Raw genomic sequence first — 24,197 nt, 5'->3', positions numbered from 1 at the left:
CCCTTTGCTCGCTCAAAGCCTTAAACTTCCGTTTATGAGCGAATCAAAATCCATGATCCTCGGCTGTGCCGGGAAATCCCTCACCGAAGACGAAATCCGTTTCTATCGGGACGAACGTCCCTGGGGTTTCATCCTTTTTGCGCGCAACATCAGTGAAGCCGGGCAGATCCGCGACCTTGTCGCCTCGATGCGTGACTGCGTCGGCCGTCCGGACGCTCCGGTCTTCATCGATCAGGAAGGCGGCAGGGTGCAGCGCCTGCGTCCGCCGCTGGCGCCGAACTACCCGGCCGGGGGTGCGCTTGGCGCATTGTGGCGCGAGGACAAGGATGCCGGCCGCCGCGCCGCCTGGTTGCTGGCCCGGCTGCATGCCTTCGACCTCTCGCGCCTCGGCATCACCGCCGACTGCCTGCCGGTGCTCGATGTCCCGGTCGAAGGCGCCAGCGACGTCATAGGCGCGCGCGCCTATGGCAAGGAGCCAAACGCCGTGATCGAGCTTGGCCGCGCCTCGGCCGAGGGATTGATGTCGGGCGGCGTGCTGCCGGTGATGAAGCACATTCCGGGCCACGGCCGCGCCTTTGCCGACACGCATTTCGCGCTGCCGACCGTCGATACGCCGCTCGAGGGGCTCAGCCGGCATGATTTCGCCCCGTTCAAGGCGTTGAACGAGCTGCCGATGGCCATGACGGCGCATGTCGTCTATAGCGCCGTCGATCCCGACAATCCGGCGACGACGTCCGCCAAGGTCGTCGATCGGGTGATCCGCGGCGAGATCGGCTTCGACGGGCTGCTGATGAGCGACGACACCTCGATGAAGGCACTTTCTGGGGATTTCCCGACAAAGGCGGCCTCGATCCTTGCGGCCGGCTGCGATCTCGTCCTTCACTGCAACGGCGTTTTCGAGGAGATGTCCGGGATCGCGTCGCGCACGACGGCGCTGTCGGGCAAGTCCTTGCAGCGCGCGGAGCGGGCGCTGACCTATATAAAGGACCGCGACGTCGCCGACGAAGCAGCGATACGCGCGGAATTTGCCACCTATTTCGAAGCGGTGGCCTGAACCTAAGGACGAAAGGCAAGTGGCGGAGACATTGGAAGGCAAGGCTGCGAAGGCCGCACCGATGGACCGTCTGTGGGCCGAGAACGACGATTCACGTCTGACCGGCGACCCGTCGCTGGTCGTCGACGTGGCCGGTTTCGAAGGTCCGCTCGATCTTCTCTTGCATCTTGCACGCAACCAGAAGGTCGATCTGGCGCGCATTTCGATCCTGGCGCTTGCGGAGCAATATCTGGCCTTCGTCGAAAAGGCGCGGGCGCTGAGGCTTGAGCTTGCCGCCGATTATCTGGTGATGGCGGCATGGCTCGCCTTCCTGAAGTCGAAGCTCTTGATCCCGAAACAGCCGGGCGAGGAGGGCGAAAGCGGCGAGGAACTGGCGGCGGTGCTGCAATTCCGGCTGAAGCGGCTGGAGGCCATGCGCGATGCCGCGGCGCGGCTGGTGAACCGCAACCGGCTCGGGCGCGACGTCTTTGCGCGCGGCATGCCGGAAATGGTCATCATCGAGAAGCGCAACAGCTTTTCGGCTTCGCTCTACGATCTGCTCACCGCCTATGCGCAGCAGCGCCAGCGGCAGGCGATCAACAATGTGACGATCGCCAGGCGCGCCGTGTGGTCGCTCAAGGATGCGCGCGAGGTGCTGGCGCGGCTGATCGGCTCGGTCGGCGACTGGACGGCGCTCGACCGCTTCCTGATCGAATATCTGGCGGCGCCGGAAGAGAAGCGCACGGCGATGGCGAGCTCGTTCGCCGCGACGCTGGAGATGGTGCGCGAAGGCAAGTTGGAAGTGCGGCAGGACCAGGTGTTCGCGCCGATCTATCTGCGCGGCCGCGCGCAAGGGATCAGAGCAGTCGAGGTGGTATCATGAGCGAACGCGCCAATGCTTCGGTCATCCCGTTCAAGGTCGAGGAGAAGCCGGAAGACGAGATGGCCGAGCAGGGTTCACTCGGGAACCCCGCCGAACGTCTGCAATTGTCGGAAGCCGTGCGCATGGCCGAGGCGATCGTTTTCGCCAGTGCCGAGCCGGTCAGCGAAAAGCAGCTTGCCGCGCGCCTGCCGGAAGGCGTCAACATCGCGGCCGCAATGGCGGACCTGCAGGAAATCTATGCCAAGCGCGGCGTCAACCTGGTGCGGGTCGGCGACGCCTGGGCCTTCCGCACCGCCGGCGACCTGGCTTTCCTGATGAGCCGGGACTCCGTCCAGCAGAGGAAGCTCTCGCGCGCGGCGCTCGAAGTGCTGGCGATCATCGCCTATCACCAGCCGGTCACGCGCGCCGAAATCGAAGACATCAGAGGCGTCGAAACGTCGAAAGGCACGCTCGACACGCTGCTCGAAACGGAATGGGTCAGGATGCGCGGCCGCCGCCGCACGCCCGGACGGCCGGTGACCTACGGCACGACCGACGCTTTCCTCGATCATTTCGCATTGGAGGAAATCCGCGATCTGCCCGGCATGGAAGAGCTGAAGGGCGCTGGCCTGCTCTCGACGCGCATGCCGGCGAATTTCTCGATGCCAGTGCCGCCTGCCGATCCCGACGCGCTCGCAGAAGACGAGGATGCGCTGACCGATATCGACCTCGAGGAACTCGGGTTGCTGACGCCGCGCGTCACGGAAGAGTGACCGCGAAAACCGGCACGAATGGTTTATTAGCAAGGCCTGCGCGGATTCGTAGCAAGGCGCTCACGCCGAAAGTGCGTGACATCCGCTAGCCATTTTATCAACTTCATTGCGGTTGTGTTTGAATCCCCGAGCGAAAACGCATAGATCATCGCCGAGGGAAACCATTCGAGAGAGATTGTTATGGGTTCATTTTCGATTTGGCACTGGATGATCGTGCTGGTCATCGTGCTTCTGGTGTTCGGCCGCGGCAAGATCCCCGAACTGATGGGCGACATGGCCAAGGGCATCAAGAGCTTCAAGAAGGGCATGGCTGACGACGACGCCGACGACAAGCGTACCGTCGAGCACCGCGCCGACGAGACTGTTTCGCCGGCCAAGGAAAAGGTCAGCAAGAGCTGATCTCGGTTGTTGCTTTGAGCATGCCGTTGTCCCAAAACCGCTTCGCATGTGCGGGCGGCATGCACGCGTCGGAATAGATTGTCATGTTCGAAGTCGGTTGGAGCGAGCTGCTGGTGATCGCGGTCGTCATGATCGTGGTCGTCGGGCCTAAGGATTTGCCCAACATGCTTCGCACCTTCGGCCGCACCGCGGCGAAATTGCGCGCCATGGCCGGCGACTTCCAGAAGCAGTTCAACGAAGCGCTGAAGGAAGCCGAACTCGACGACGTGAAGAGTTCGATCGATAACTTACGCGGCCTCAACCCGATGAACGAGGTGCGCAAGCAGCTCAATCCGTTCGAGCAGGCCGCGGCCGATGTGCGGGCCGGCGTCGATACGATGATGAAGCCCAAGCCGGCCGCCGATCCGGCGGCGCCGGCAGCAGAGACGCCGCAGGCCGCCGAACCGCTCAAGAACGGCGCGACGGATATGCCCGTCGTCAACGGAGCCGAGGCCGCCTCGGCCGCCCCGATCTTTCCAACCATGACTGACGCGTCCGTCACCGTACCGGTTGCGGAGACCGCCGTTCCGGCCAAGCCGGCGAAAAAGGTGGCGACCGCCAAGGCAAGGGCCGCCGGCACGGCGGCCAAGACGGCATCGAAGGCATCCGCCGCAAAGGCGTCGGCCAAGGCCGCGCCGGCTGCGGCTAAAGCCGAGGCCCCCGCCGGGAAGGCCGCGCCCAAGGCTGAGGCGAGGCCTGCCGCGGCGAAGAAGCCGGCCGCGAAGAAGGCAACCGACGGCAAGAAGATGACGGGCGGCACCAAGTGAGCGTTTCGGACAAGGAAAAGGAAGAAATCGAGAAATCGTCCGCGCCGCTGATCGAGCATCTGATCGAGCTGCGCCGCCGCTTGATCTGGTCGCTGGGCGGCTTTTTCGTTGCCTTTCTCGTCTGCTTCTTCTTCGCCAAGCGCCTGTTCAACCTTCTGGTCATCCCGTTCAAATGGGCGACGCAATGGGCAGGCCTCGACCCGCACAAGGTCGAGCTGATCTATACCGCGCCGCAGGAGTTCTTCTTCACCCAGGTGAAGCTTGCCATGTTCGGCGGCATGGTGATCGCCTTTCCGCTGATCGCCACGCAGATATACAAGTTCATCGCGCCGGGCCTCTACAAGAACGAGCGCAGCGCCTTCCTGCCGTTCCTGATCGCTTCGCCCCTCCTGTTCCTGATGGGCGCTTCGCTGGTCTATTTCTTCTTCACCCCGATGGTGATGTGGTTCTTCCTGGCTATGCAGCAGACCGGCACCAACGACCAGGTGCAGATCTCGCTGCTGCCGAAGGTGTCGGAATATCTCAGCCTGATCATGACGCTGATCTTCTCCTTCGGCCTGGTGTTCCAGCTGCCGGTGGTGACCAGCCTTTTGACGCGCGTCGGGCTCCTGTCGTCGCAAGCGCTGGCCGAGAAGCGCAAATGGGCGATCGTCCTTTCCTTCGTCGTTGCCGCGGTGCTGACGCCGCCCGATCCGATGAGCCAGTGCGGCCTCGCCATCCCGACGATCATCCTCTATGAGGTCGCCATCTGGTCCTCGCGCATGATCGAGCGCGCCCAGGCGCGCGACCGCCTGGCGCGCGAACAAGCGGAGGCGGGGGGCTCGGTCGCGAGCGACACGCCGGACGCCCCGTCCACATAGGCAAGGCCGTTCAAGCTGGGAGAATCGAACCGCTCGGCTTAGCCGCCGTCTTGCATCGATGGCGGATGCGGTTTACCCCCTCGGTCCTTACTTTGAGGATCGACCATGCTTGACATCAAATGGATTCGCGACAACCCGAAGGCACTTGTCGAGGCGCTGGTGAAGCGCTCGTGGCCAGCGGGCGAGGCGCAGTCCACGGTCGACGATCTGATCGCGAAGGACGAGGCGCGGCGCTCGCATCTCAGCGAGCTGCAGGTCAAGCAGGAGCGCCGCAACGCCGCCTCGAAGGAGATCGGCAATGCCATGCGGTCGGGTGATGCGGCGCTTGCGGAGAAGCTCAAGGGCGAAGTCAGCGACATCAAGGCGTTCATCCAGGACGGCGAGGCGCGCGAGCGCGAGCTCGACAAGGCGTTGAACGACGCGCTTGCGGTGCTGCCCAACGTGCCGCTGGACGACGTGCCGGTCGGCAAGGACGAGCATGACAATGTCGTCAAGCGCATCGTCGGCGAGGTGCCGACGCGGCCGAACTGGGTGAAGGAGCATTTCGAGATCGGCGAAGCGCTCGGCATGATGGATTTCGAGCGGGCGGCGAAGCTGTCCGGCTCGCGCTTCACCGTGCTGAAGAGCCAGCTGGCGCGCATGGAGCGTGCGCTCGGCCAGTTCATGCTCGACCTGCACACCACCGAGCACGGCTATGAAGAGGTCATCCCGCCGCTGATGGTGCGCGACGAAGTGCTGTTCGGCACCAACCAGCTGCCGAAATTCGAGGAAGACCTGTTCTTCACGCCGCACGGGGACGGCCGTCTCGGCCTGATCCCGACGGCGGAGGTCCCGTTGACCAACCTTGTGCGCGAAGAGATCACCGCGCATGAAAAACTGCCGCTGCGCTACACCGCGCTGACGCCGTGCTTCCGCTCGGAAGCGGGCTCGGCCGGCCGCGACACGCGCGGCATGCTGCGCCAGCACCAGTTCTACAAGGTCGAGCTGGTCTCGATCACTGACCAGGAAAGCTCGATCGCCGAGCATGAGCGGATGACGCAATGCGCCGAAGAAGTGCTGAAGCGGCTCGGCTTGCCGTTCCGTACCGTCACGCTCTGCACCGGCGACATGGGTTTCGGTGCGCGCAAGACCTACGACATCGAGGTCTGGCTGCCGGGGCAGAACGCCTATCGCGAAATCTCGTCCTGCTCGGTCTGCGGCGACTTCCAGGCCAGGCGCATGGATGCCCGCTACAAGGACAAGGACGGCAAGGGCAACCGCTTCGTCCATACGTTGAACGGCTCGGGCACCGCGGTCGGCCGCGCTCTTATAGCCGTCATCGAAAACTACCAGAATGAGGATGGCAGCGTAACCATTCCTGAAGTGCTGCGGCCTTACATGGGTGGTCTCGCGAAGATCGAAGCGAAGTGACTTGATGCGCATTCTCCTGACCAATGACGACGGCATCCACGCCGAGGGGCTGTCGTCGCTCGAACGGATCGCGCGCACGCTGTCGGACGATGTCTGGGTGGTGGCGCCCGAACAGGACCAGTCCGGCTATGCACATTCTTTGTCGATCTCGGAGCCGCTCAGGCTGCGCAAGATCGGCGAGAAGCATTATGCCGTGCGCGGCACGCCGACCGACTGCGTTATCATGGGCACGAAAAAAATCCTGCCCGGACCGCCGGACCTGATCCTGTCCGGCGTCAATTCCGGCGCCAACATCGCCGATGACGTGACTTATTCCGGCACCGTGGCCGGCGCGATGGAAGGCGCGCTGCTCGGCGTGCGTTCGATCGCGGTCAGCCAAGCCTATTCCTATGTCGGCGAGGACCGCGTCGTCCCTTACGAGACGACCGAGGCGCTGGCGCCGGCGCTGCTCAAGCGGCTGGTGGAAACGCCGTTGCCGGACGGTGTGCTGCTCAACGTCAATTTCCCGAACTGTGCGCCCGACGAGGTGGAGGGCACCGTCGTCACCTCGCAAGGCAAGCTGGTGCATAGTCTCTGGGTCGACGAGCGGCGCGACGGGCGCGGTCTGCCTTATTACTGGCTGCGCTTCGGCCGCGAGCCGGTCGAAGGCAAGAAGGGCACCGACCTTTATGCGATGCGCAACCGGCTGGTGTCGGTGACGCCGCTGCAGCTCGACCTCACCGCCCATGAACTCCGCGACCAACTGACCAAGGCGTTGTCATAGAATAGGTTTTGGCATGAACATGGCGATCGACGACCGCGAAGGGTTTGCCGCTTTCCTGCTCAGGCTGCGGGGCAGGGGCACGGCGCCGAAGGCGCTGGTCGCAGCCTTCGAGGCGACGCCGCGGCGTGGTTTCCTGTCGGCCCAGTTCCACGCGCTCGCCTGGTCGGACGGCATGCTGCCGATCGAATGCGGCGAGGCGATCGAGGGCGCCGATCTGCAGGCGGCGGTGATCGCAGCGCTTCACATCGAGCCTGGCAACCGCGTGCTCGAGATCGGCACCGGCTCGGGCTACACGGCAGCGGTCATGTCCAGGCTTGCGGCGCGCGTCATCACCATCGACCGCTACAAGACGCTGGTCGAGCAGGCAAAGCAGCGTTTCGAGGCGCTCGCCATCAGCAACGTCATCGCCCGCCAGGCCGACGGGTCCAACGGCCTGCCCAATGAAGGCCCGTTCGACCGTATCGTCGCCTGGGCGGCCTTCGATAGCCTGCCACGCTTCCTGCTCGACCAGTTGTCGAGCGGCGGCGTCGTCATCGCGCCGATCGGCCCGGACGAGGGCGAGCAGGTGCTGGCCAAGCTCACCAAGGTAGGCAGCCGCTTCGAGCGCGAGGATATCGGCATGGTCAGGCTGCAGCCGATCCTGCGTAGCGTTGCCGCGGTGATCTAGCGGGCCTTGCGGCCCTTGGCAAAATTTCCGCCAATGTTTTAAGAAAATTTTCGCCGGATTCTAATGGGTTAACCGGCCAGTAACATTAACGCGCTTTAATCGTGACCAGTTTGTACCGGGTCTGTGCGGGTTAGTGCGATGCAATTCAATCACTTGAAGGCAAACAGACGCAATCTGGCGCGCGGTTGCGCTGTCCTGATCATTGCTGGCGCGGCGGCCGGGTGCAGTTCCCAGTCGATGCGCTTCAACGGTGTCGATGATGTCTTCACATCATCCACCAACAATCAGCGCGCCATCATCAACAAGCAGAATGTCGACCAGCCCTACCCGGGCGATACGGTCGCGCCGGCGCCGGTCGACGGCACCCACACTCAGTCGGTGAGCCGATCGAGCCTCGAGCCGGTCACGGCGCAGCAGCTGCCGCCTCCGTCGGCGCCGGCTCCTGCCAAGCCGATGCGTACAGCTTCCGCTCCTGCCCTTGCACCCGCTCCGGCGCTTGCTCCTGCACCGCATCTCGACAAGACGGCCACCGGCACGGTCGCTCAGGCCAAGCCGTTCAAGACCGCCGAGCCCGACGCCGTTCGCAATGCGAGCGCTGCGCCGCACGCGACCGAAATCGTGGTGCGCGACGGCGAGACGCTTTCGGGCCTGGCGGCGCACTACCACGTGCCGGCCGATGCCATCGCCAAGGTCAACGGGATCGACCCGAAAAAGGGCATCCGGACGGGCCAGAAGATCGTCATCCCCGCCTACGCCTATTCGAGCAAGGCAGAGCCGAAGGTCGCCGAAGGCAAGCCGGCGAACACGCCGAAGCAGCCCGCTCCGGAGAAGGTCGCTGTTCTGCCGCAGCAGCCCAAGGTCAAGGACGGCAAATCCGCCGCTCAGGTCGATGCGTCGGCAGCAGCGGCGGGTTCCAAGAATCCAAAGCCGGCGCAGCAGACGGCCGAGGCCAAGCCGGCAGGCGCTGGCGGCTCTTACACCGTGCAGCAGGGCGACTCGCTGTCGTCGATCGCCAGGAAGACCGGCGTCAGCGTCGTGGCGCTGAAGCAGGCCAACGGCATGCAGGACGGCCTGCTCAAGATCGGCCAGACGCTCAAGGTCCCGGCCGGCGGCACGGTCGTGGCGTCCGCCAAGTCTGCCGCTGCCAAACCTGCCGTCGATCCTGTGACAACCGCGACGACCCCGCCGCCGGCGAAGACCACGCCGTCGCAGACGCTCGCCTCCTACACGCCACCGAAGAAGGACGCCAAGGTCATCCAGCAGGCCGAGGACGACGATGCGGTGGCGCCCGACGGGACCGGCATCGGCAAGATGCGCTGGCCGGTTCGCGGCCGCGTGATCTCCGGCTTCGGTTCCGGCAAGGACGGCGTCGACATCGCGGTGCCGGAAGGAACGCCGATCAAGGCGGCCGAGAACGGCGTCGTCATCTATGCCGGCGACGGCCTCAAGGAATTCGGCAACACCGTGCTGGTGCGGCACGAGAACGGCCTGGTCACCGTCTATGGCCACGCGAGCTCGATCGAGGTGCAGCGCGGCCAGAAGGTCAAGCGCGGCCAGGAGATCGCGCTCTCCGGCATGAGCGGCACCACCGACTCTCCCAAGCTGCACTTCGAAGTCCGCAAGAACTCGGCCCCGGTCGATCCATCGGGCTATCTCGAATAGAACAAGAACAATTGCGGGCCGCCTGACCTCCAGTCCGGCCCCGCCGTCTTCAGCCCGCTCCGCAAGGAGCGGGCTTTTTCAGTTGCCGAAGATGCCTGACACAAGGCTTAAAGATGATCCTGGAGCGTGTCGGCGATCATCTCTTCAAGGCTGCTGGCCTTCACGCTCAGAAGCGTCTCCGCGTCGGATGAATCAACCAGCAAGGGGGTCTCGAAGAGATACCTCATCTCGATCAGTTCATGCATGCCCAGCGCGTCCATCTCGGGGATGGAGTAGGAGTGCGTCTCGGCAATATCCCGGCCGAGCATCGCTGCAGTTTTGCGGATAAGCTCGTTAGGCGAAGCGTATTGCGAGGGGACATGAAACGCCCTTCCCCATTCGCCGGTGTAGCGGGAGGCCGCGACGAGTGTCTTGGCGACGTCCTTGGTGAAGCTCCAGGCATGGGTGGCGTCGAGGTCGCCAATGAAGGCAACGGGCTTGTCCTCGATGATGGAGGGCAGGGCGATCAGCGAGAAGTAGCTGATCGCGCCGTGCCCGAGATAGTCGCTGGACCGTATTTCGAGCGCGGGAACGCTGGCGCGGAAGGCCCGCTTCCACATGATCGTCCTGGCGGTTCCCTTCTTCGAATTCGGGTCCAGCGGCATGTCGGAGCGCAGCGGGTTGTCGCCATTCTTGCCGTAACCATAGAGGTTTCCAAGCACGATGAGCTTGGCGCCCACTGCTTCCGCGGCGCGCACGGTGCCGTCGATTATGGGGAAAAAGTCGGTTGGCCAGCGATGATATGTGGCCATGGCACACATGAAGACGGCATCGGCGCCTCGGCAGAGACGCGACAGCGCCGAGGCGTTCGTGGCGTCGGCTTGTATCGACCGCACGTTCCGCAACGCGTTCGAGCCGACGCTTCGGCTTGTCAGGATGACATCATGGCCTTCTTCGCCAAGAAGCCGGCGGTCTCGCGTCCAACCGGGCCCGCGCCGACAACGACATACAAACTCATGGCAACCTCTCTTCCAGCTTGATGGAGAGGCGTGAGTACAGGTTCGCGGCATTGAAGATCGCGCGGGAATTGCCAAATCTTGAACAGGTTTTGCCATGAATCGAGAGAGCATGCGTTTGCAATTCGCTCCGGCCCGATCGACGTCCGACGTAGTGATGGTTTCCCGGCATGTTGAGGCAGGCGTCCATCGGCTGCCCCGGGCGCTGCGCCATCGCATCATGGTGCATGCAAGCGCGGCGACGCGCTCCTACTGCAATCAGGTTGGACGATATTTCGTCAGGCGCGCCGGCGATATCGATCTGGTGCCGGCCGGCGAGGAGGGTGGTTGTGAGGCCGAAACCCCGTTCGAGACGATGGAGATCGTCTTGCAGCCGGCCTTGATGGAAAGGGTGGCCGCGGAACTTGGCGGCAGGGCGCGAGCGTCGCGGCTCGACACCCGCCATCTGCTTCGTGACCAGCAGATCGAGCATCTCGCTCGAGCACTGCAGAGCGATCTCGCGGCGAACGCGCCGAGCGGCCCTTTGTTTACCGAGAGCATCGGCGCCGCGCTTGCGGTGAGGCTGCTCGGCCTCGATGGCCTAGACATGGTTCGAGTGAACCGGTTGTCGGACGCCCAGCTAAAGCGTGTCCTGGAACACATCGAGACCGCTCTCCACGAGCCGCTTTCGATCGACCGCCTAAGCCGGGTTGCCGGCGCGAGCAGCTCGCATTTGCGCACATGGTTCAAGGCGGCGATGGGCGTCACCTTGCACCGCTACGTGCTGCGACGCCGCGTGGAAAGGGCGTGCGTTCTGCTGCGGCGAGGCGAACTGAGCACGAGCGAGGTTGCAGCGTTGACGGGTTTCGCGCACCAGTCGCACCTGGCGCATTGGATGCGCCGCGAGATCGGTCAGACGCCGCGCGACTTGCGACGGGCGCAGTCGCCCAGGTGACGTTAACGCCTCAATCCTTCAGCGGCTTACCGAGCCGGCCAGCGAGATCCTGCGTGAACTGCCAGGCGACGCGGCCCGAACGGCTGCCGCGCGTCGTTGCCCATTCCAGCGCTTCGGCGGGCAGTTGCTCGGGATCGATCGTCAGGCCGTGATAGCGGACATAGCCGTCGATCATGTCGAGATATTCGTCCTGCGAGCATTTGTGGAAGCCGAGCCAGAGACCGAAACGGTCGGATAGCGAGACTTTTTCTTCCACCGCTTCCGACGGGTTAATCGCGGTCGAGCGCTCATTGTCGATCATGTCGCGCGGCAAAAGATGCCGCCGGTTGGACGTGGCGTAGAAAATGACGTTGGCGGGCCGGCCCTCGACGCCGCCTTCCAGCGCCGCCTTCAGCGACTTGTAGGAGGTGTCGTCATGGTCGAAGGAGAGGTCGTCGCAAAACAGGATGAAGCGATAGGGAGCCGCCTTCAGGAGACCCATCAGCTTGGGCAGCGTGTCGATGTCCTCGCGGTGGATCTCGATCAGCTTCAGCGGCCGGTCGAGCTTGTCGGAGGCGTTGACGGTGGCATGCACGGCCTTGACCAGCGAGGATTTGCCCATGCCGCGCGCGCCCCACAACAGCACGTTGTTCGCGGCATAGCCGGATGCGAAGCGCTCGGTGTTGTCGAGCAGGATGTCGCGCACGCGGTCGACGCCGCGGATCAGGCCGATGTCGACGCGGTTGACCTTGCGCACCGGCTCCAGATAGCCGGGCTCCGCCTGCCAGACGAAGCAGTCCGCCACGCCGAGATCGGTCTGCGGAACCGGCGGCGGGGCGAGGCGGGAAACCGCCTCGATCAGGCGGTCCAGTTTCTTGTTCAAGGCGTCCAGGCTGTCGGTCATTTTGGACCTTTTTGTTGAGGTATTTCAGCGTGTGGGAGCAACTTCCATGACATCGCTGCAAGAACCAGCTCCAACCTTTTGTTGGAGCATCATCTTTTCGGCGGCCTCGAAGCGGCTTCCGCTGCGACGCTCTAGCACGCCGCAAATGGCTGGAAAAGCAACGGATTGGGCGCGCAGCGCAGTTGCATTGGCAACTTTACCGACTATATTCCGGCCAAATTTTCGCGGGGCGGCCGCGGCGGAATTTCACCATCCAGGAGTTTCTTGATGTTCGTTACACCGGCATACGCCCAAGGCGTCGGCGCTTCGCCAGACATGTTCATCTCGATTTTGCCGTTTGTCCTGATTTTCGTGATCATGTATTTTCTGATCATCCGGCCGCAGCGCGCGCAGCTCAAGAAGCGCCAGGAGATGCTGTCGGCGGTGCGCCGCGGCGATACGGTGGTGACCGGCGGCGGCTTCGTCGGCAAAGTGACCAAGGTGATCGACGACAATGAGCTGGAGATCGACCTTGGCGGCGGAACCAAGGTGACGGCGCTGCGCTCGACGATCTCGGACGTGCGCGTCAAGGGCGAACCGGTGGCGAACCAGAACGCCAAGAAGTAAATCCTAACCTCGATGGCGGAACGCTGCCGCTTGTACGCCTGAACGGATAAAACGAATGCTCTATTTCTCGCGCCTGAAGATGATCCTGATCTGGCTCGCCGTGGCCATCACAGTGATCCTCGCCGCGCCCAATCTCTTCCCGGCGAGCATGCTGGCGCAATTGCCGAACTGGGTCCCGAAGCGGCAGATGACGCTCGGCCTCGACCTTCAGGGCGGCTCGCACATCCTGCTCCAGATGGATCAGAATGACCTGATCAAGGATCAACTGGAGACGACACGCGACGAGATCAGGACGCTGCTGCGCGATGCCAAAATCCAATATACGGGACTTGGCGGAACGGGCCGCACCGTCCAGGTGCGCATCAACGATCAGAGTCAGGTTGAAGCGGCAAAGACGGCGCTGAAGCCGATAACCAATCCGGTCGCGGCCGGCCTCTTTGCCGGCGGTTCCGTCCAGTCGATGACGCTGGACGATTCCGAGCACGGATTGTTGAAGTTCACCGTCACGGATGCGGGCATCAAGTACCGCACCTCGACGGCGCTGTCGCAGGCGATCGAGGTGGTGGAGCGGCGCGTAAACGCGCTCGGCACGACGGAACCTATCGTGCAGCGACAGGGTGACGATCGCATTCTGGTTCAGGTGCCTGGGCTGCAAAATCCGCAAAGGCTCAAGGATATCATCGGCCAGACCGCCAAGCTGACGTTCCAGATGGTCGATACGTCGGTGCCGGTCCAGGACGCGATCAAGAACCGTCCGCCGCCTGGCGATTCAGTCCTCTATTCGCAGGACGATCCTCCCGTTCCTTATCTGGTCGAAAACCGCGTCATCGTGTCGGGCGAAGACCTGTCGAATGCGACGCCGACTTATAATTCACAGACCAATGAGCCGGTGGTTTCGTTCACCTTCAATTCCCGGGGAGCGACTAGGTTCGGCCAGGCGACCCAACAGAATGTCGGCAAGCCGTTCGCCATCGTGCTCGACAACCAGGTGATTTCGGCGCCGGTGATCCGAGAGCCGATCCTCGGCGGTAGCGGTCAGATCTCCGGCAATTTCACGGCCGAGAGCGCCAACGACCTCGCCGTCTTGCTGCGCGCAGGCGCCCTGCCGGCTAAATTGACCATCATCGAAGAGCGTACCGTCGGCCCGGGCCTTGGTCAGGACTCCATCCACGCCGGCAAGGTGGCTGGCGTGATCGGCTCAATCCTCGTCGTCGCCTTTATGTTCGTCGCCTATGGCTTCCTCGGTTTCCTCGCCAACATCGCTTTGGCGGTGCACGTGGCGATGATCGTCGGCGCGCTGTCGCTGCTGGGCGCCACGCTGACCCTACCCGGCATCGCCGGCATCGTGCTCACCATCGGCATGGCGGTGGACTCCAACGTTCTGATCTACGAGCGCATCCGCGAGGAGCGGCGAGCCGGCCGCTCGGTGATCCAGGCGATCGACACCGGCTTCTCGAAGGCGCTGGCGACGATCGTCGACTCCAACGTCACCTCGCTGATCGCCACCGTGGTGCTGTTCTGGCTGGGTACAGGGCCGGTCAAGGGGTTTGCCATCACCTATGCGATCGGTATTCTGACCACGGTCTTCACCGCCTTCACCTTCACCCGCATGCTGGTGTCCATCTGGCTGCGCCGCGCCCGGCCGAAGGAATTGCCGCGCGCGCCGGTCACCTTCATTCCACCAGGCACGAAGATCCCGTTCATGGGCATCCGCCGCTGGACCTTCGCTCTCTCCAGCACGCTGTCGATCCTATCGGTCGTCGGGTTCCTGACACTTGGCATCAACTACGGCATCGACTTCAAAGGCGGCTCAATAATCGAGGTGCAGTCCAAGAAGGGCGATGCCGATCTCGGCGACATCCGCAACAGGCTATCCGAGCTCAATATCGGCGAAATCCAGGTGCAGCAGTTCGGCGCGCCGAACGACGTGCTGATCCGTGTCGGCACGCAGGACGCCGGCGAGAATGCCGAGCAGACCGTCATCGACAAGGTGCGGGGCGAGTTGCAGGACCAATATGATTTCCGCCGCGTCGAAGTGGTGGGACCGACGGTGTCCGGCGAGCTGGCCAAGCAGGGCACGATCGCCATGCTGATCGCGCTGGCGGGCATCCTGCTCTATGTCTGGTTCCGCTTCGAATGGCAGTTCGCCGTCGGCGCCATCGTGGCCACGGTGCACGATGTGGTGATGACGATCGGCTTCTTCGTCCTGACAGGGCTGGAGTTCAACCAGTCGTCACTGGCGGCGATTCTCACCATCATCGGCTATTCGCTGAACGACACCATCGTGGTCTATGACCGCGTCCGCGAGGATCTTCGAAGATACAAGAAGATGCCGCTGCCGCAGCTGTTGAACAACGCCATCAACGAGACGCTGTCCAGAACCACGCTGACCTCTGTCACCACGTCTCTGGCGCTGTTGGCACTGGTGCTGTTTGGCGGTGAGGTGATCCGTTCCTTTACGCTGGCGATGCTGTTCGGCGTGGTGTTCGGCACCTATTCTTCGATCTTCATCGCCGCGCCGCTGCTGATCCTGTTCCGGTTGCGGCCGCAGGCCGCGACCGAAGAGGAGAAGAAGCCGGTGAACGGCAAACCCGTGGCGACCTGACGCCGTCTAAATCAAAGAGATAGAGCATGATGTCGTCCGAAAGCCGCTCCACACTTTTCGGCATCATGCTCTAGACCCATGGCCAAAGGCATCATCATCCGCGAGGCGCATTTCCCGGGCAAGGCGCCGATCGAGGCCTATGGCAATGGCGGCTTCCGCTTTGCCGACATGTCGCATCGCGGATCGCTGCTCGTCCTGCCGTCGGGCATCCACGGCTGGGAACCCGCCGATCCGCTGGCGCTGAAGGCCGCGGATTTCGACAAGCTGTTCGCCGAAGCCGGCAAGGTCGAGATCCTGCTGGTCGGCATGGGCAAGGATTTGCGGCCGCTGCCGGCGCCTTTGCGCGCCGCGCTCAAGGAGGCCGGTATTGCGGCCGACCCGATGTCGACCGGAGCGGCGGTGCGGACCTACAATGTGCTCCTCGCCGAAGACCGCGCCGTGGCAGCGGCCCTGATCGCCGTCGATTGAATGGCCGGCGTTTCCAGCATCATGACGGGCGACATCGTCATGGACGCGGTGCGCGCCGCCGACCATGACAGGTACCTGTCGGCGCTCTACGCGCCGGCCGACAAGCGCGACGCGCTGCTTGCGCTCTACGCCTTCAACGCCGAAATTGCCGGCGTGCGCGATCGCATTCACGAGCCGCTGCCGGGCGAGGTCAGGCTGCAATGGTGGCGCGACGTCATCTCGGCCGAAGGGGATGCCGAGACAGGCCACCCGACCGCTGATGCGCTGCGCGCGACGATCGCCGCCCGTCATCTGCCGAAGGCTGCCTTCGAGAACATGCTCGAGGCGCGGATCTTCGATCTTTATGACGACCCGATGCCGTCGCGGACCGATCTCGAGGGCTATTGCGGCGAAACGGCCGCGGCGCTGATCCAGCTTGCGGCGATGGTGCTCGATCCGATCGCGGCGCCCGGTTTCGCCGATCTGGCGGGCAGGGCCGGCTGTGCGCAGGCCATCGCCGGCCTGCTGCTTCTGCTGCCCTTGCATCGTCGGCGCGGCCAGTGTTTTGTGCCCGCCGACATACTGGCGGCAGCCGGCACGACGCCGGAAGAGTTCCTCAAAAGCGAGGGCGGGGCTGCGGCGGAGCGCGCGGTGGCGGCAATGATTGCGCTGGCGCGGGAACATCTCAACGCCTTCGAGAAGGGCGCGCCAACACTTCCCGTTTCATTGCGCCCGGCCTTCCTGCCGCTGGCGCTGACTCGCGCCTATCTCGACGAGATGGAGAAGGCGGGCAGGTCGCCGCTTGGTGGGACAGCGACGCTCTCCACCTTGCGCCGGCACTGGCTGCTCTTGCGTCATGCGATGCGGGGCTGGATGCCCCTTTGACGTAAACGTCAATCATGCTAGGGATTCCGTTGCATGGACTCGCGTCAAAGAAATGCGGGCCGCCGGAGGAGCCGCCTTTCCATGAGCCTGCCAGTCCTGGTCGTTCTTGTCGTGTTCGGCATCGCATTGTCGGTCGCCGCCGTGCATTTCACCGGCGGCACGACAACCGCGACGCTTGCCGGCGCGGATCAGGCGCTCGCACGCTTTGCCGAGGATTTTCCCGACGAAAGGCCGGGCGCGGTGCGGCTGACAGCCGACAACCGCGCCGCCTTTCTCGAACTCGGCCCGCGGCGCTGCGGCATCGTCCAGAGCATCGGCGATTGTTTTCTGACGCGTGTCGTCACGCCGCACGACATTCTGGCGCTGGCCAGGGAAGGCAATGTTGTCTCGCTGCGGCTCAATGATTTCACCTGGAAAGGCGGGCGGTTTGCTTTTGCCGACGAAGCCGGCGCGCTGGCCGTCGCGGCGGCATTGCAAGGCCATGAGCGGATCCGAGAGGCGGCGTGATGGACCAGTATAATTTCCCGCAGGTCACCCAGCTTGCGATCCCCTTCTTCGTCGCGGCGATCCTGATCGAGCTTTGGCTGGTGCGCACCGGCCGCGCCAAGGGATCGTTCGAAACGCGTGACACGCTGACCAGCCTGATGATGGGAACGGGCAATGTCGTTGCAGGCCTGCTGCTCGGCATCGTGTCCTACTGGGCGCTGCTGTGGCTCTGGCAGTTCCGCTTCTTCAATCTCGGCCTGTCGATCTGGGTGTTTATCGCCGCCTTCCTGCTCGATGATCTGCGCTACTATGTCTATCACCGCATCGCGCACCGGGTGCGCTGGGTGTGGGCCGAGCACGTCAACCATCATTCCAGCCAGCACTACAACCTCTCGACGGCGCTGAGGCAGAGCTGGACCGGCCTGTTCACTTTTACCTTCATCCTGCAGGCGCCGCTGGTGCTGCTCGGCCTCCATCCGGCGGTGATCGCCTTCGTCTTCGGCTTCAACCTTGTCTGGCAGTTCTGGATCCACACCGAGACGATCGGCAAGATGTGGGGCTGGTTCGAATTCATCTTCAACACGCCCTCGCACCACCGCGTCCACCATGCCACCAATCCGCGCTATCTCGACGCCAATTATGCCGGCACGCTGATCATTTTCGGCACCTTTGTTGAGGAGCTGGAGGAGGACCTGCCGCGCTACGGCATCGTCAAGAACATCGGCACCTTCAATCCGCTGAAGGTGGCGTTCCACGAATGGATCGGCATGTTCAAGGATGCGCTGGCGCCGGGCCTGACGTTTGGTCAGCGCGTCAACTATCTCGTCCAGCCGCCAGGCTGGAGCCATGACAGCTCGCGCGATACGTCCGAGACGCTGAAGAAGGCTTACGTGCGGAGGAATCCGGGAGAGGCGGGAAAGCCGGGGCTGCCGAGGGCAGGCGCGGAGCCGGCGGAGTAATCAACGCCTTAGGATGGATCGCCAGAACCACCGTCGCGCATCAATGTCTCGTAGTCGCGGCCGCCGTAGAAGATGTTGAGTATGAGAATGACATCGCTTTCGACAACATAGGTGATAACCGCGGAATGTTCGAACGGGACGGTTCGTAGCCCTGGTGCGATGTCATCGCGCGAGCGGCCGCCGCGAGGGGCGTTGCCGATGCTTTGGCAGCGATCTTCTATGCGCAGAACGAACTTCAGGGCGACTTGAGGATTTCCGCTCGCCTCCGCTATGTGTCTGAAGATGTTAGCAAGATCGTCTCTCGCGCTTTGACGATATTGGACTTCAAGCCGCTGAATCATCGTCGGGGCTCGAATACTCGGCAAAAAGCCCCTGAAGATGGGCACGAACATCTTCTCTTGAAACGTTGGGCCTCTTGTCCTCGATCGAAGCCCTCACGCGCGCGCGGATCGAGGCCATGCGCTCGGCATGCTCTTGTTCTTCGCGCTGGAAGGCGCGGAGCGCGGCGCGGATAACTTCGCTGGCCGAGCCGTAGGAGCCGTCCTCAACCTTTTCGCGGATCAGGCGCGCCATGGCTGGCGTGACGGTGACGGACAGTTTCTCGGCGGATTCCATGGCTCATCTCACATAAGATTGCGAGTAGGATGATATCCTACTTTATATGGAGGTCCAAGCCGATATCAAACCTCACTCCGCCGCTTCTGCCCGCGCCGGCAGCCCCAGCCATTGCCGGCAATCGGCCAGAGCGCGCGAGGTGATGGCGTGGCGCTTGGCGACGGTCTTGTCCTTGCCGCGCAGGCGTTTGCCTTCGGCCTTCGGCGCTTCCACCGGCGGGAACAGGCCGAAATTGACGTTCATCGGCTGGAAGGAGCGTTTGCCGGGCTCGTCGTCGGAGACGATGTGGCCGCCGGTGATGTGATTGAGCAGCGCGCCGAAAGCGGTGGTCGAGGGCGGCAGCGACGGCGCCTGGCCGAGCCGTTCGGCGGCGGCGAAGCGGCCGGCGAGCAGGCCGATGGCGGCGCTTTCGACATAGCCTTCGCAGCCGGTGATCTGGCCGGCAAAGCGCAGGCCCGGCCGCGATTTGAGCTGCAGCGAAGGATCGAGCAGCGTCGGCGAGTTGATGTAGGTGTTGCGGTGCAGGCCGCCGAGCCGCGCAAAGTCGGCGTTCTCAAGTCCCGGAATGGTGCGGAAGATGCGGACCTGCTCGGCATGCTTCAGCTTGGTCTGGAAGCCGACCATGTTGTAGAGCGTGCCCAGCGCATTGTCCTGACGTAGCTGCACCACCGCATAGGCTTTGACCATCGGATTGTGGACATTGGTCAGCCCCATTGGCTTCATCGGGCCGTAGCGCAGGGTCTCGACGCCGCGCTCGGCCATCACCTCGATCGGCAGGCAGCCGTCGAAATAGGGTGTGCCTTCCCACTCTTTGAACTCGGTCTTTTGGCCCTCGAGCAGCGCCTGGACGAAGGCGAAATACTGGTCCTTGTCCATCGGGCAGTTGATATAGTCCTTGCCGGTGCCACCTGGGCCGACCTTGTCGTAGCGCGACTGGAACCAGGCCGTGTTCATGTCGATCGTGTCGAAATGCACGATGGGCGCGATAGCGTCGAAGAATGCCAGCGCATCGGCGCCGGTGGCCTCGGCGATCGACTGCGCCAGGGAAGGCGCCGTCAGTGGGCCGGTGGCGATGATCGCCTGGTCCCAGTCCTCGGGCGGCAGTCCGGGCACTTCCTCGCGCTGGATGGTGATCAGCGGATGCGCCTCGATCTTCGCGGTAACCGCGTCGGAAAAGCCGTCGCGGTCGACGGCCAGCGCGCCGCCGGCCGGCACCTGGTTGGCGTCGCCCGCGCTCATGATCAGCGAGCCGGCAAGCCGCATTTCGGCGTGCAACAGGCCGACCGCGTTGTTTTCGGCGTCGTCGGAGCGGAAGGAGTTGGAGCAGACCAGCTCGGCCAGGCCGTCGGTCTTGTGCGCGTCGGTGCCGCGCACCGGGCGCATTTCATGCAGCACGACCGGAACGCCGGCTTGCGCGATCTGCCATGCGGCTTCGGAGCCGGCGAGGCCGCCACCGATGACGTGTATGGGATTTTTGCTCATGAGCGCCGGAATAATCGCTTGGGGACGCGATTGCAATTGCCGGCCGAGAACGCAGGTGGCCGGTGCCTGCGCCAGAAACAACAACACCCGCCGGGGGAGGAGGTCCGGCGGGTGTCGTTTTGGGGGTCGATCCTCGGGAGGAGGTGAAGATCGACCGTATTCGTCATCGCCGGGGAGGAGGTCGGCTTTGACGAAATCTCTTTCGCTTTTTAGAGGGGGCGAAACCCCTGAAGACGAACTTCGTTCGCTTCTGAACAACGCCCGCCGGGGGAGGAGGTCCGGCGGGCGCCGTTTCAGTGGTCAACCCTTGGGAGGAGGTAAGGGTTGGCCGTATCCGTCAGGGTCGGGGAGGAGGTCGACCCTGGCGAAATCCTGGTTAGATCGCCTTGCGGGCGATCATCTTGATCTCGTCGCGAACGATGCCGAGATCGTGGAGCTGGCGGTTCGAAAGCCGACCCAGCTCAGCAACGGTGTCGCGATAGACGCGCCAGTTGCGATAGCTGCGGATCAGGTTCATTGTCTTACTCTCTTCAAAACTGGTTCGGACCATTTGCGGTCCGAAGCGGATTAGACCGCCTTGCGGGCGACGTAGTGGATATCGCTGCGGCTGATGCCGAGGTCGGTCAGTTCACGGTTCGACAGGCGGCTCAGCTCGGAGACGGTGTCCCGGTAGCGGCGCCAGTTGCGGTAGTTGCGGATCAGGTTCATGGTAGTTCTCATTTCGTCTTTGGTTCGGATCATTCCGTTTGTGTACGAACAGAAAATAGGTGGGATCATATCGGTTTAAAAGTGCCGTTGGCGCATGGCAGCAATGCAAATTGTGCAATGCAACATTAACGGCCGTTCACGCCTGCGTCACAAAGAAGGCCGAATCGGAAAATGCCGCTGCGTCAACGGTTTGGCTGTTCCGGGCAAGGAAATGACCGGGCTTCGGGGGAAAGCATGGCGAGCTATTCGGCGCGGGTAAGGGTGGATATCGCCCGCTGGCGGGAGAGAGGGCTGATCGATCGCGCCACGGCGGAAGCATTGACGCGCGACGTCGCCGCCAATGAGCGCGCGTCACTGAGTTTCGGCTCAATCCTGGCGATGATGGCAGCACTTCTGTTCGGCGCCGCGATCCTGATTTTCGTCGCCGCCAATTGGGAGGCCATCCCACGCCTCGTTCGCGTGGCGGCCCTGTTTGCCGTCATCCTCGCCGGCTATGTCGGCGGCGCGGTGCTGAAGACCCGCGACCATGCAGCGATCGGCGAGGCGCTGTGGATCGTTGCCGCCGCCGCCTTCGGCGGATCGATCGCGCTGATCGGCCAGATGTATCATCTTTCGGGCGACGAGGCCTCGGCGCTGGTGACATGGTGCGCCGGCACGGCGTTGGCGGCAGTAGCGCTGCGCTCGAACCCACTGACCGTGGCTGCGGTCGGCATTGCCGACGCTTGGCTGGTCCTCAAGGGGTTCGGATTCTATTGGCGCGCGGAAATTCCGCATCTCTTCATCGTCATGGCGGTCGTCCTGTTCGCCATTTCGTTCTGGACACGCAGCCGGGCAGCGCGCCACCTCATCATTCTGTCGGTCATTCTCTATCTGGTTCTGCTGGCGACGGATCACGACACGCTGCCGGTGGCCGTGTCGCTGGCCATCGCGTCAGCGCTGCTCTTTGCCGCTGCGGTCTTTGCCGGCGATCCGATCGACAGGATCCTTCAACTGGGCGGCCGGCTGCCCTTGCACGCCTTGCTCGGCTTCCTCACCGGCATGGCGATTATCCAGTTCGAACTGGCGGATGAAAGCACCTACAACAGCGGTTTCGCCGTAGCCTCGATCGTAGCGCTTGCCGGTATCGTCGCGGCGATCATGCTGGCGGGCCGCGAGAGCAGGGGACTGCGCTGGCTGGCCTATGCCGGCTTCGCCTTCGAACTCGCCATTATCTATAGCGTCACCTTGCGGTCGATGCTGGATACGGCCGGCTTCTTCCTGGCGGCTGCCGTGCTGCTCGGCATACTGGCGCTGATCATCATCCGCATCGAGAAGCGCATGAGAGCGCCCGCCGAGACAGGAGCAGCGGCATGACCGGCAAGAAACTCATCATCTCGGCGCTGGTGCTGGCGCTCGTCCAGATCGGCTTCCTCAGCTGGATCATCGCCGGGCGGGCCGCGATCCTGCGCAACGGCAAGGAAGTGCTCCTGAAAGTCCAACCGGTCGATCCGCGCGATCTCCTGCGCGGCGACTATATCTCGCTCAACAACAACATTTCACGCATCCCGGTGAAGCTGATCGCCAATGTCCCGCAAGGCAAATTCTCCAGCGACGACACATCGATCGTGGTCCGGCTGAAGAAGGGCGCCGACGGCTATTGGCAGCCGGCCGCGGCGTGGTTCGGCCAGGCGCCGGCGCCTGCCGGCCCGGACGAAGCCGACATTGGCGGACGCGTCGCGGAGGGCTGGGACCTTCGTGATCCCGAAGCGACGATCGCACCCGACTACGGGATCGACCGCTTCTATCTGCCGGAAGGCGAAGGAATGGCGATCCAGGACGATATGCGCGTGCGGCCGTTCGGCATCAAGCTCGCGCTCGCGTCCGACGGCACGGCACAGATCAAGGCGCTGATGGACGGCGACAAGGCGCTGTTCGAGGAGCCGCTTTATTAGCGTATAGGGGCTTGAGGTCAGTGTCCGCGCTAACGGTGGTCCCGGTTATCGCGGGACACTCCCTGTCTCTGCGATAATTTTGGGATAGGGACCGATCGAAATCGTATAGCTAAAGTTTGCTACGCCTTTTTCCTGCTTGTGTTTCGAGGGGTTGCGCACAACCCAGTCGTAGACGCCCGAGACGACGCAGCGATCCTTGGTGCAGGTGACCACGATGCTGTCATTGCGGACGCTATATCCGCGTTCAGGCCATCGCCGGTAATAGTTCCTCTTGTTGTCGATGATCGATCTCAAGTTCGTCAGCTTGCCATAATAATCGACCTTGGGAGCGTAGGATGCCTGAACTTGGGCAAGAGCGAAATCGTCGTTGTCGCCATGATGCTCGATGAGATCCCTGACGAAGGCGACCGCAATGCTTTCCGGCAGTTGCCTGGCGTCGGGTGCAGGAGCGGACACGGGCGCAGGATTTGGCCTCGTTAACACCTGTGAAATATCTGCAGGCGATTGGTTCGCTGCGGCATTGGTCACATGCAACTCAGCCATTTCGCTGGCCGATAGATATCTTATGTCATGCTTACCATAGCTCGAAGCCAATTCTATCAGCTTGGGGTCCACTCCCATCTCGACCACATAGGATGTGATTGCAGCCGTTCCGAGCTGGATGCGGGCCTTCGCTTCTTCGGTGGACATCCCGTCAGCCGGTTTGAGAAACGCCCGGTGAATGCCGATGGAACTTGGTTCGGCAACACGGTGGATGCCACCCAGGAAGGCCAGTGAGCAGGCTGAAGCGCACTGCAATTGGCCAACCTGAAGCGTATCCAATCCTGCTGCGCGGATCATACGCCCCAACCGAATAGCACCGCCGACGTTGCCACCAGGGGAGTTGAACACAATCACCTTGGCCCCGCTGCTCGCAACCGCACGGCTAAAGCCGTTCAACGACTCATTGGCGCTAAACTCACCGGAGACAATGAGCATTGGCCGCCGATCCGGAAGAGAAGCCGGAGTGTACTCCAAAGCCTCGTAACCGGTGTTCTCAGGCCACGGCTTTGAGTTGCGCGGGGGCATATGCCCAAGGCAGTAGGTGGTCGAGCTGGTTTTGAGGATGACCGGCGACGATGCGGTTGATGACGTCGGCGAGGTATGCGTGCGGGTCGACGCCGTTGAGCTTGGCGGTCTCTACGAGCGAAGCGATCGTCGCCCATTGCTCGCCGCCGCCGTCGGAGCCGGCGAAGAGCGCGTTCTTGCGATTGAGTGCAATTGGCCTGATCGAGCGTTCGACCACGTTGGAGTCGATCTCGATCCTGCCGTCGTCGAGGAAGCGCGTCAGGCCTTTCCAGCGCGAGAGGGCGTAGCGGATCGCTTCGGCGAGCTTGCTCTTTTGGCTGACCAAGACAAGCTTCTCGCGCAGCCACGGGTCGAGGGC

At 63.1% G+C, this 24,197-nt stretch carries 28 protein-coding genes; 19 read left to right on the top strand and 9 right to left on the bottom strand.

Annotation, left to right across the window (positions count from 1 at the left end; genetic code table 11):
- Positions 1–34 precede the first annotated feature (34 nt).
- The 10 genes from nagZ (at position 35) to LB565_RS00095 (ending at position 9,235) form a co-directional block, all read left to right on the top strand.
- Positions 35–1,054 (top strand): beta-N-acetylhexosaminidase, encoded by a 1,020-nt coding sequence (gene nagZ / locus LB565_RS00140; protein WP_224581196.1) that lies wholly within the window; start codon positions 35–37, stop codon positions 1,052–1,054.
- Between the two features lie 61 nt (positions 1,055–1,115).
- Complete coding sequence (locus tag LB565_RS00135; RefSeq protein WP_224581536.1) at positions 1,116–1,916, top strand: segregation and condensation protein A; 801 nt, start codon at positions 1,116–1,118, stop codon at positions 1,914–1,916.
- Entirely contained in the window at positions 1,913–2,668 is a 756-nt protein-coding gene (gene scpB, locus LB565_RS00130) for an SMC-Scp complex subunit ScpB (RefSeq protein ID WP_224581195.1), read from the top strand. The genes LB565_RS00135 and scpB overlap by 4 nt, the downstream gene beginning before the upstream one ends.
- Before the next feature lie 180 nt (positions 2,669–2,848).
- On the top strand, positions 2,849–3,067 hold the full coding sequence (locus LB565_RS00125; RefSeq protein WP_027167260.1) for a twin-arginine translocase TatA/TatE family subunit: 219 nt from the start codon (positions 2,849–2,851) through the stop codon (positions 3,065–3,067).
- 83 nt (positions 3,068–3,150) lie between these two features.
- Positions 3,151–3,873, top strand: coding sequence for a Sec-independent protein translocase protein TatB (tatB, locus tag LB565_RS00120; RefSeq protein WP_224581194.1), 723 nt, complete (start codon positions 3,151–3,153; stop codon positions 3,871–3,873).
- Positions 3,870–4,733, top strand: coding sequence for a twin-arginine translocase subunit TatC (gene tatC, locus LB565_RS00115; protein ID WP_224581193.1), 864 nt, complete (start codon positions 3,870–3,872; stop codon positions 4,731–4,733). The genes tatB and tatC overlap by 4 nt, the downstream gene beginning before the upstream one ends.
- 105 nt (positions 4,734–4,838) lie before the next feature.
- Positions 4,839–6,143, top strand: coding sequence for a serine--tRNA ligase (gene serS, locus LB565_RS00110; RefSeq protein WP_224581192.1), 1,305 nt, complete (start codon positions 4,839–4,841; stop codon positions 6,141–6,143).
- 4 nt (positions 6,144–6,147) lie between these two features.
- The gene (gene surE, locus LB565_RS00105; protein WP_224581191.1) at positions 6,148–6,906 is read left to right on the top strand and encodes a 5'/3'-nucleotidase SurE; all 759 of its coding nucleotides are present in this window, start codon (positions 6,148–6,150) and stop codon (positions 6,904–6,906) included.
- Positions 6,907–6,919: 13 nt separating this feature from the next.
- A complete protein-coding gene (locus LB565_RS00100; RefSeq protein ID WP_224581190.1) occupies positions 6,920–7,573 on the top strand; it encodes a protein-L-isoaspartate(D-aspartate) O-methyltransferase in 654 nt (217 codons plus the stop codon).
- Positions 7,574–7,711: 138 nt separating this feature from the next.
- Positions 7,712–9,235: a peptidoglycan DD-metalloendopeptidase family protein gene (locus LB565_RS00095; RefSeq protein ID WP_224581189.1), complete on the top strand. Its 1,524-nt coding sequence runs from the start codon at positions 7,712–7,714 to the stop codon at positions 9,233–9,235.
- 107 nt (positions 9,236–9,342) lie between these two features.
- Here LB565_RS00095 and LB565_RS00090 read toward each other — a convergent pair whose 3' ends face one another.
- Positions 9,343–10,284 (bottom strand): NAD-dependent epimerase/dehydratase family protein, encoded by a 942-nt coding sequence (locus tag LB565_RS00090; protein ID WP_224581535.1) that lies wholly within the window; start codon positions 10,282–10,284, stop codon positions 9,343–9,345.
- A 58-nt stretch (positions 10,285–10,342) separates the two neighbouring features.
- Here LB565_RS00090 and LB565_RS00085 point away from each other — a divergent pair, with 58 nt between their 5' ends.
- Positions 10,343–11,164 (top strand): AraC family transcriptional regulator, encoded by an 822-nt coding sequence (locus LB565_RS00085; RefSeq protein ID WP_224581188.1) that lies wholly within the window; start codon positions 10,343–10,345, stop codon positions 11,162–11,164.
- 10 nt (positions 11,165–11,174) lie between these two features.
- Here LB565_RS00085 and LB565_RS00080 read toward each other — a convergent pair whose 3' ends face one another.
- Entirely contained in the window at positions 11,175–12,047 is an 873-nt protein-coding gene (locus LB565_RS00080) for an ATP-binding protein (RefSeq protein ID WP_224581187.1), read from the bottom strand.
- A 267-nt stretch (positions 12,048–12,314) separates the two neighbouring features.
- Here LB565_RS00080 and yajC point away from each other — a divergent pair, with 267 nt between their 5' ends.
- From yajC to LB565_RS00050, 6 genes are all read left to right on the top strand, one after another.
- Positions 12,315–12,653, top strand: a complete 339-nt coding sequence (yajC, locus tag LB565_RS00075) for a preprotein translocase subunit YajC (protein ID WP_041004168.1) — start codon at positions 12,315–12,317, stop codon at positions 12,651–12,653.
- A gap of 55 nt (positions 12,654–12,708) precedes the next feature.
- On the top strand, positions 12,709–15,258 hold the full coding sequence (gene secDF / locus LB565_RS00070; protein WP_224581186.1) for a protein translocase subunit SecDF: 2,550 nt from the start codon (positions 12,709–12,711) through the stop codon (positions 15,256–15,258).
- Between the two features lie 78 nt (positions 15,259–15,336).
- Positions 15,337–15,726, top strand: a complete 390-nt coding sequence (locus tag LB565_RS00065; protein ID WP_224581185.1) for an Mth938-like domain-containing protein — start codon at positions 15,337–15,339, stop codon at positions 15,724–15,726.
- Between the two features lie 21 nt (positions 15,727–15,747).
- Complete coding sequence (locus tag LB565_RS00060; RefSeq protein WP_224581184.1) at positions 15,748–16,590, top strand: phytoene/squalene synthase family protein; 843 nt, start codon at positions 15,748–15,750, stop codon at positions 16,588–16,590.
- Between the two features lie 81 nt (positions 16,591–16,671).
- Positions 16,672–17,097 carry a hypothetical protein gene (locus LB565_RS00055; protein WP_224581183.1) on the top strand — a complete coding sequence of 142 codons (426 nt, stop codon included), beginning with the start codon at positions 16,672–16,674 and terminating at the stop codon, positions 17,095–17,097.
- Positions 17,097–18,035: a sterol desaturase family protein gene (locus LB565_RS00050; protein WP_224581534.1), complete on the top strand. Its 939-nt coding sequence runs from the start codon at positions 17,097–17,099 to the stop codon at positions 18,033–18,035. Before LB565_RS00055 ends, LB565_RS00050 begins: the two co-directional genes overlap by 1 nt.
- An 8-nt stretch (positions 18,036–18,043) precedes the next feature.
- On the opposite strand, the gene LB565_RS00045 is transcribed toward LB565_RS00050, so the two are convergent.
- From LB565_RS00045 to LB565_RS00025, 5 genes are all read right to left on the bottom strand, one after another.
- Entirely contained in the window at positions 18,044–18,376 is a 333-nt protein-coding gene (locus LB565_RS00045) for a type II toxin-antitoxin system RelE/ParE family toxin (RefSeq protein WP_224581182.1), read from the bottom strand.
- Positions 18,360–18,650 (bottom strand): type II toxin-antitoxin system ParD family antitoxin, encoded by a 291-nt coding sequence (locus LB565_RS00040; protein ID WP_224581181.1) that lies wholly within the window; start codon positions 18,648–18,650, stop codon positions 18,360–18,362. The genes LB565_RS00045 and LB565_RS00040 overlap by 17 nt, the downstream gene beginning before the upstream one ends.
- A gap of 72 nt (positions 18,651–18,722) precedes the next feature.
- Positions 18,723–20,132 (bottom strand): methylenetetrahydrofolate--tRNA-(uracil(54)-C(5))-methyltransferase (FADH(2)-oxidizing) TrmFO, encoded by a 1,410-nt coding sequence (gene trmFO, locus LB565_RS00035; protein ID WP_224581180.1) that lies wholly within the window; start codon positions 20,130–20,132, stop codon positions 18,723–18,725.
- A gap of 376 nt (positions 20,133–20,508) precedes the next feature.
- Complete coding sequence (locus LB565_RS00030) at positions 20,509–20,649, bottom strand: DUF1127 domain-containing protein (RefSeq protein ID WP_224511288.1); 141 nt, start codon at positions 20,647–20,649, stop codon at positions 20,509–20,511.
- A 50-nt stretch (positions 20,650–20,699) separates the two neighbouring features.
- A complete protein-coding gene (locus LB565_RS00025) occupies positions 20,700–20,840 on the bottom strand; it encodes a DUF1127 domain-containing protein (RefSeq protein ID WP_006335194.1) in 141 nt (46 codons plus the stop codon).
- Between the two features lie 234 nt (positions 20,841–21,074).
- Here LB565_RS00025 and LB565_RS00020 point away from each other — a divergent pair, with 234 nt between their 5' ends.
- Entirely contained in the window at positions 21,075–22,193 is a 1,119-nt protein-coding gene (locus tag LB565_RS00020; RefSeq protein ID WP_224581179.1) for a DUF2157 domain-containing protein, read from the top strand.
- On the top strand, positions 22,190–22,771 hold the full coding sequence (locus LB565_RS00015; RefSeq protein WP_224581178.1) for a GDYXXLXY domain-containing protein: 582 nt from the start codon (positions 22,190–22,192) through the stop codon (positions 22,769–22,771). Before LB565_RS00020 ends, LB565_RS00015 begins: the two co-directional genes overlap by 4 nt.
- Positions 22,772–22,816: 45 nt before the next feature.
- Here LB565_RS00015 and LB565_RS00010 read toward each other — a convergent pair whose 3' ends face one another.
- Together LB565_RS00010 and LB565_RS00005 are read right to left on the bottom strand one after the other, a co-directional pair.
- Entirely contained in the window at positions 22,817–23,749 is a 933-nt protein-coding gene (locus LB565_RS00010; protein WP_224581177.1) for a hypothetical protein, read from the bottom strand.
- A 58-nt stretch (positions 23,750–23,807) separates the two neighbouring features.
- A partial coding sequence (locus LB565_RS00005; protein WP_224581176.1) for an IS66 family transposase occupies positions 23,808–24,197 on the bottom strand: 390 nt, incomplete at its 5' end.

The sequence above is a fragment of the Mesorhizobium sp. CA14 genome, assembly GCF_020165195.1.
Taxonomy (GTDB): Bacteria; Pseudomonadota; Alphaproteobacteria; order Rhizobiales; family Rhizobiaceae; genus Mesorhizobium.
This window is presented reverse-complemented; position numbering and strand designations above follow the sequence as displayed.